5 protein-coding genes are annotated in these 6,766 nt (G+C 43.1%); all 5 read right to left on the bottom strand.

Annotated features, from left to right (window positions below; translation table 11 throughout):
• Positions 1-291: 291 nt before the first annotated feature.
• The gene (serS, locus tag FC15_RS08690) at positions 292-1,578 is read right to left on the bottom strand and encodes a serine--tRNA ligase (protein ID WP_057825851.1); all 1,287 of its coding nucleotides are present in this window, start codon (positions 1,576-1,578) and stop codon (positions 292-294) included.
• A 640-nt stretch (positions 1,579-2,218) separates the two neighbouring features.
• On the bottom strand, positions 2,219-3,187 hold the full coding sequence (locus tag FC15_RS08685) for an ATP-binding cassette domain-containing protein (RefSeq protein WP_057825849.1): 969 nt from the start codon (positions 3,185-3,187) through the stop codon (positions 2,219-2,221).
• Positions 3,174-4,274 (bottom strand): ABC transporter ATP-binding protein, encoded by a 1,101-nt coding sequence (locus tag FC15_RS08680; RefSeq protein WP_057825847.1) that lies wholly within the window; start codon positions 4,272-4,274, stop codon positions 3,174-3,176. The genes FC15_RS08685 and FC15_RS08680 overlap by 14 nt, the downstream gene beginning before the upstream one ends.
• Positions 4,275-4,288: 14 nt before the next feature.
• Positions 4,289-5,164 carry an oligopeptide ABC transporter permease OppC gene (gene oppC, locus FC15_RS08675; RefSeq protein WP_371861355.1) on the bottom strand — a complete coding sequence of 292 codons (876 nt, stop codon included), beginning with the start codon at positions 5,162-5,164 and terminating at the stop codon, positions 4,289-4,291.
• Between the two features lie 68 nt (positions 5,165-5,232).
• A complete protein-coding gene (locus tag FC15_RS08670; RefSeq protein WP_057825844.1) occupies positions 5,233-6,723 on the bottom strand; it encodes an ABC transporter permease in 1,491 nt (496 codons plus the stop codon).
• Between the last annotated feature and the right edge of the window lie 43 nt (positions 6,724-6,766).

Genomic DNA, 6,766 nt, shown 5'->3' with positions numbered 1-6,766 from the left:
TGCTTGTCATGAACCCTGCATATTACGAAACTTTGTTCAGTTTTCAAAGGCCTACTTTGTCTTAAAAGCATGATCGGCGAAACAAATATTTCGTCATCAGCAACATGTAATATAATACCAAGCCAGCATATATTCGTCAACAGGAAAAATCGAATTTCTTGAAGTTATTTTCAAAAAACGGCTCTCAGGGCGGTTAGATTGGGATTTATTAATTCAAAAAAATTATCGTGTGATTAAAAAAACGAGATAGCAGGTCTCGACGGACTTGTTATCTCGTTTGATTAAATTAGTTTACTTGTTCTGTGCAGGAATCTTCGTGACGCCGTTCATGTAAGGAACCAAAACATCAGGAATCGTAACAGAGCCATCCTCGTTTTGATAGTTCTCTAGAATGGCAGCAACTGTACGACCAACTGCGAGTCCAGAACCATTCAGCGTATTGACAAACTGAACCTTGCCATTCTCATCGCGGTAACGAATCTGCGCACGACGCGCCTGAAAATCAGTACAATTCGAGCAACTCGAAATTTCACGATAAGTATTTTGTGCTGGGATCCAGACTTCTAGATCATAAGTCTTTGCAGACGAGAAGCTGGCATCGCCTGAAGCTAACGCCACAACATGATATGGCAGCTTAAGCTTTTGCAAAATGTCTTCGGCATCCGCTGTCAATTTTTCCAATTCAGCAAAAGAGTCTTCTGGCTTGACGTATTTAACCATTTCAACTTTATTAAATTGATGCAAACGAATCAAGCCACGCGTGTCGCGTCCGGCACTCCCTGCTTCGGAACGGAAACAAGGGGTTAATGCCGTCAAGTAAACGGGTAATTGCGCTTCATCCAAGATTTCATGACTATAATAGTTCGTCAATGGAACTTCAGCTGTTGGAATCAGCGTCAAGGGTTCCCCTTCGTTGATGACCGTGTAAACATCTTCAGTAAACTTCGGAAATTGGCTCGTACCGAACATCGCATCGTTGTTCACCAAATATGGTGGAATGACTTCTTCATAGCCTTCTTTACTGTGTTCATCCAACATAAAGTTGTAGAGTGCACGCTCAAGCTTGGCACCCAGCCCTTTATAATAGACAAAACGCGCGCCAGCAACCTTAGTCCCGCGTTCGAAGTCTAAAATTCCTAATTGTTCACCCAGATCCCAGTGTGCTTTAGGCTCAAAGTCAAACTGGCGAGGTGTCGCCCATTTGCGAATTTCTTGGTTGTAATCTTCATTGGGTCCAACCGGCACAGAATCATCCGGAATATTGGGAAGGCGGACGAGAATGTAGATTACTTTTTCATCGAGTGCTTGGACTTCTTGATCCAGTTGTTTAATCTGCGCACCAACTTCACGCATGGCTTTAATCTGCGCCGTAGCATCTTCCTTAGCGCGTTTTGCCATGGCAATCGCTTCTGAAACGTCATTGCGTTGTTTCTTCAGATTCTCATCTTCAACAATCTTTGCACGACGCTGTTCATCGAGTGCAAGCAATTCATCGATCTGCTCAGCTGTGACACCCCGTGAAGATAACTTTTCTTTAATCCAATCTGGCTTTTGGCGAATTAACTTTAAATCTAACATCGCAATCTTCCTTTCGTTTTTCAAAAAATCAATTGTTCTATTCTGTCGTGCGCAACACTCGCGCACAAAAAATAGCCAATCCAATCCCCAAAGGGACGAATTGACTACTTCGCGGTACCACCCATTTTCAGACACACGCATTGCACCCGTATGTCTGCACTCAACTGATTAACGACCATGCCGTGCGGCTCATCACCGCCCACTAAAAAACCGGAACGGGCTTCCGAACGATTCTCACCAACCATCGTTTCTCTGAAATAAAGCCCAAAAGTTTTCTCAACGTGTTTATTTACCAGTACAATAACATTTTATCGATTAAATTTCAACATCAATTCACTAAAATTTGCCACGCCACCTATGTGTACCAGGCATTTGCTAACGTGCACCGGCCTAATTGATTGAAGAGGGTTAACATGGCCAAGAAAACACGTCAAAACCAATTTTGTGGCCCCTCTGACCCATCCCAGGCTTCTTTGGGTACATGGAGCCAGCTCAATAGTCAGTCTTGCTCATAGGCCTCTCTGTCGCGCTTCTTGGATAAACAAGTCGTGAGCGGATACAACTATTGTCTCAGCACCGGCTATCTCTGTTCGCACCAACAAAAAAAGACCGATTTCTCATCGGTCTTTTTCTAAAGTCATTAATTGTTTTCGACTTCTTTTTTGTGCATTTCTTGTAGTACGGCATGATAGTAAGCCTCTTCTTCGCCATTGGCCCAGACAAAGTGTCCAGGTTTGACTTCGACAAACTTCGGCTTGTCCGTCTCATAATGATGGGCATTGATATCATACACGAGCAACTTCTTCTGACGTGCTAACTCAGGATCAGGAATTGGCACCGCGGAAAGTAAGGCCTTCGTGTAAGGATGCAATGGGTTCGTGAACAATTCTTCCGTCTCGGCTAATTCCAAGATTTGACCGTTATGAATAACGGCGATTCGGTCGGAAATGAAACGAACAACAGACAAATCATGTGCAATGAACAAGTAGGTTAAGTTGTCTTCACGCTGGAACTTCTTCAACAGGTTCAAGACTTGGGCACGAATCGAAACGTCCAAGGCAGAAATCGGCTCGTCGGCCACGATCAACTCAGGTTCCATGATCAATGCACGGGCGATCCCGATACGCTGACGCTGGCCACCAGAGAATTCATGTGGGTAACGATAAAGATGTTCGGGCAACAACCCAACAGATTCGATCATGTTGGTGACTTTTTCTAGACGATCCTTCTCATTCTTGAACAAATGGAAGTTGATCAAGCCTTCAGAAATAATATAATCAATGGTTGCACGTTCGTTCAATGAAGCCTGAGGATCCTGGAAAATCATCTGGATCTTACGTGTAACTTCCTTGCGATCTTCAGCATTGAGCTTATTCGAGTTGATTTTCTTCCCGTTGAAAACAATATCACCCTTGCTTGTCGGTGTGATTCCAAGGATTGAACGACCAATCGTCGTCTTACCAGAACCAGACTCACCTACCAAGGCAAATGTTTCCCCACGATAGATATCGAAGTTAACGTCTTTGACGGCAACAAATTTATTTTTACCTTCACCGAAAGAAATTTCCAGATCCTTCAAAGAAAGTAAAACATCTTTATTTGATGACAACGGCGTCACCTCCCATTTCAAAGTCCATAGTGCTCTGTTGATCTTGCATCTCCAAGAAACGCTTATGCAGATCTTGGATCAAGCTTGGCTTATCAACTTTTGGCGCACGAGGATCGAGTAACCATGTCTTGGCATAGTGGGTATCTGACACCTTGAACATTGGTGGCTCTTCTTCGAAGTCGATCTTCATGGCATAAGGGTTACGGGGTGCAAAAGCGTCCCCTTTAATATCCTTGTACAAAGACGGTGGTGTCCCTGGAATCGAGTACAATTCGCCACCACGTGCAGCTAATTGAGGTAAGGAGGACAATAGGCTCCAAGTGTATGGATGACGTGGATTGTAGAAGATTTCATCGCAAGTGCCGACTTCGATAATTTCACCAGAATACATCACAGCAATTCGGTCAGCAATCGAAGCCACAACACCTAAGTCATGGGTAATGAAAATCGTCGTAAACTTATATTCTTTCTGAAGTTCTTTGATCAGCTCCAGAATTTGCGCTTGGATCGTCACGTCCAAAGCGGTTGTTGGTTCGTCACAAATCAAGACTTTCGGGTGGCAAGCCAAGGCAATGGCGATAACGATACGTTGACGCATCCCACCAGAATATTCAAACGGATACTCATTGTAACGAGCAGCCGCATTAGGAATACCCGTGCGTGCCATCAAGTCGATCGCAATTTTTTTAGCTTCCGCCTTTGACTTTTTCTGATGTTTGACCACAACTTCGGCAATCTGTGAACCGATTGTCTTAATTGGGTCCAAACTTGTCATTGGATCCTGGAAAATCGTTGCAATTTCTTTACCACGAATTCCGATCCATTCTTTATCTTTCTTAAGGTCACTCAGGCGCTTGCCGTCGTAATCAATGGTGCCATGAGTGATCGCACCATTGGACTCGAGCATGCCCGTAAATGTTTTGGTCAACACTGATTTACCAGAACCAGATTCACCAACAATTGCCAATGTTTCTTGGTCATGTAGTTGTAGAGAAACATTACGAATGGCTTTTAATTGACGGCCACGAACCTGAAATCCGACCGAAAGATCTTTAACATCTAAAATATTCTTTGTTGTCTCAGTCATAAATGTTCTCCTTTCTACATGTGTGTTCTTGGATCTGAAGCATCAGCTAAGTTCTGACCGATAATATACAGCGAAACGGTAATCAGGGCCAAGACGAGAACTGGTAACCAGAACAAGTAAGGATAACTCGTCATATAAGGTGAGTATTGTGAAATCAAACGACCTAACGAAGGCACGTCTGGGCTCAAACCAACGCCTAAGAATGACAAGAAAACTTCGTAACTGATAAATGAAGGCAATAACTGCGAAACCTGCGTCACAATAACGGAAGTCAGGTATGGCAAGATATTACGCGTAATCATTCGGCCAGTTGGTGTTCCTAATGTCCGTGAAGCAATGTTATACTCACGATCACGCATGATCATGACCTGAACACGAATGAAGTAAGCCGTCCCTAACCAAGTCGTTACTGTCATGGCAAAGATCAAGTTCCAGAAACCATTACCAAAAGTATATGACAAGACGATGATGATCAACAGCATTGGCACGTTAGAAACAATGTTGTAGAGTTCCAACATGAAACGGTCAATTCGTTTAGAATTACCCCAGATTGCACCGATCGTAACCCCAATAACCGTTGTGATCACTGTTGAAATAAAACCAATTGAAATAGACGTCCGAGCACCTGCCCAGATGGCATCGAACAATGACTTACCATCAGCATCGGTACCAAACCAGAACTCGGCATTTGGCCAGTTATAACGAGCGCTGAAGTCGTTCACGTTCGCAACGTCCATCAAGTTATAGCCACTAAACATGGGTTGGATAAATGAAAGTAAGAGAATGGCAACGATCAAGATTAACATGAAAATCGTTACTTTCTTAGAGAAGAATTGCTTTGCGACAGATCCCCAGTAGGAATACTTAGGGGTGTCGATTTTTTCGGTGATTCGATTGTCGACTTCAACTAACGTGAAATCATCGCTATGATCTAAGTTGTTTGTTGTATCTGCCACGGTTAATCATCTCCTGACGTAGAAAGTTTAATTCGAGGATCCACGATGGTCATCAAGATATCGCCTAACAGAACTGAGAAGACAGCGATAGTGGTGAAGATGAAGACGATAGAGATAACTAACGGGTTATTATGCGCAATGATGGAGTCAGGTAACATCTTACCCATACCAGGCATTGCGAAAATCGTTTCAGTCATCGTCGCCCCACCAATCAAGCCAATAATCTGACCAGGGATACCCTGAACGATCGGAATCGACGCATTCTTGAAGATATGCTTACTGTAGATTTCGCCTTCTTCAAGTCCCTTAGCCTTTGCAAACTTCACGTAATCAGAAGATTGTTGGTCAATCATGTAACGACGGAACCAAATGACCAAACCGGAGACAGACAAGAAACCTAAGACGAATGTTGGTAAGACCCAAGAATTAACGTTTCCGGCACCCAACGTTGGGAAACTATCTGGTAGACCAAACAAGGCGCTACCTGCATAACGAAAGGCGTAAATGAAAGCTAAACTTGGTACGGAGATCAAAACTGTAACAATACCAGTTCCTAAACGGTCGAAGAAACGGCCTTTGAAACGAGCCATCACGATCGCCATTGGAATTGAGATCACGTAGGTAATGATTAAGGCAAAGAAACCTGCCTTGAAGGAAGTTCCGATCATTGATGGGTCAGACTGAATTTGATCGGTGGCCGTATAATGGTCGCCATAACGCTCCTTCGCATCATCATCTTGATTAGCGGTTGGTTGATATTGACGGGTATAAATGTTGTCAGACGTATTTAAAGTCCGACCATTTGGGAAAGTGAATTTCTCAGAAACGGTTTGCCCTTGACGGCTACCCATAACTTGAGAAACCGGTAGGCCAGCAAATGTTGGATATGAAGTTCCTAAATTAATATGAATAATATTCTGATGGATCCAAGGGAATGAACTATTGAAATAAATCTGGTACTTAAACTTCGTCCCCGATCCCACCAAAGCAAAACCAGCTAATTTGTCGTTTTCGAAACGGACATAGCGTTTCATATTTGGATTCTTAGGGTCATGAACTGCCCAAGGATTATCAACTTGGATCAAATTCCCATAGAAACGACCTAATCGTTCCCAAATTGGCAATTCACGAGTGACATAGTAGTCCTTGCTGATACGATAACGTTTCAGTGCGAACCCGTTTTTCTTTGCCCAGCTTTCGAGTAACTTCTTGTTCTCTGCTGTGTGGGCAGCTGTCACTTCTTTACCATCTTTGCTAGCTTTTGCCAACAAAGTTTTCGTGTCCAAATACTCAATGTAATTCATTTTGCTAAAGGCGTTGTTCTCGTAATCTGTCAACTTGTCAGGTTCCGATTTCAACTTTTGCACCATCGTATCATCCTTGAACACATCGCGCCTTGGCACCAATGAATAAATGATGATGTAGGTCAAAGTTGTTACCAGAAAGATGCTGACAAGCGAACGAATTATACGAAAGAATAAATACTTTTTCATATCATTTGTCCTCCTTATCTTGCATTTGCAACCTTTTCTTACA

The sequence above is a fragment of the Lapidilactobacillus concavus DSM 17758 genome, from assembly GCF_001435835.1.
Classification (GTDB): Bacteria; Bacillota; Bacilli; order Lactobacillales; family Lactobacillaceae; genus Lapidilactobacillus; species Lapidilactobacillus concavus.
This window is presented reverse-complemented; position numbering and strand designations above follow the sequence as displayed.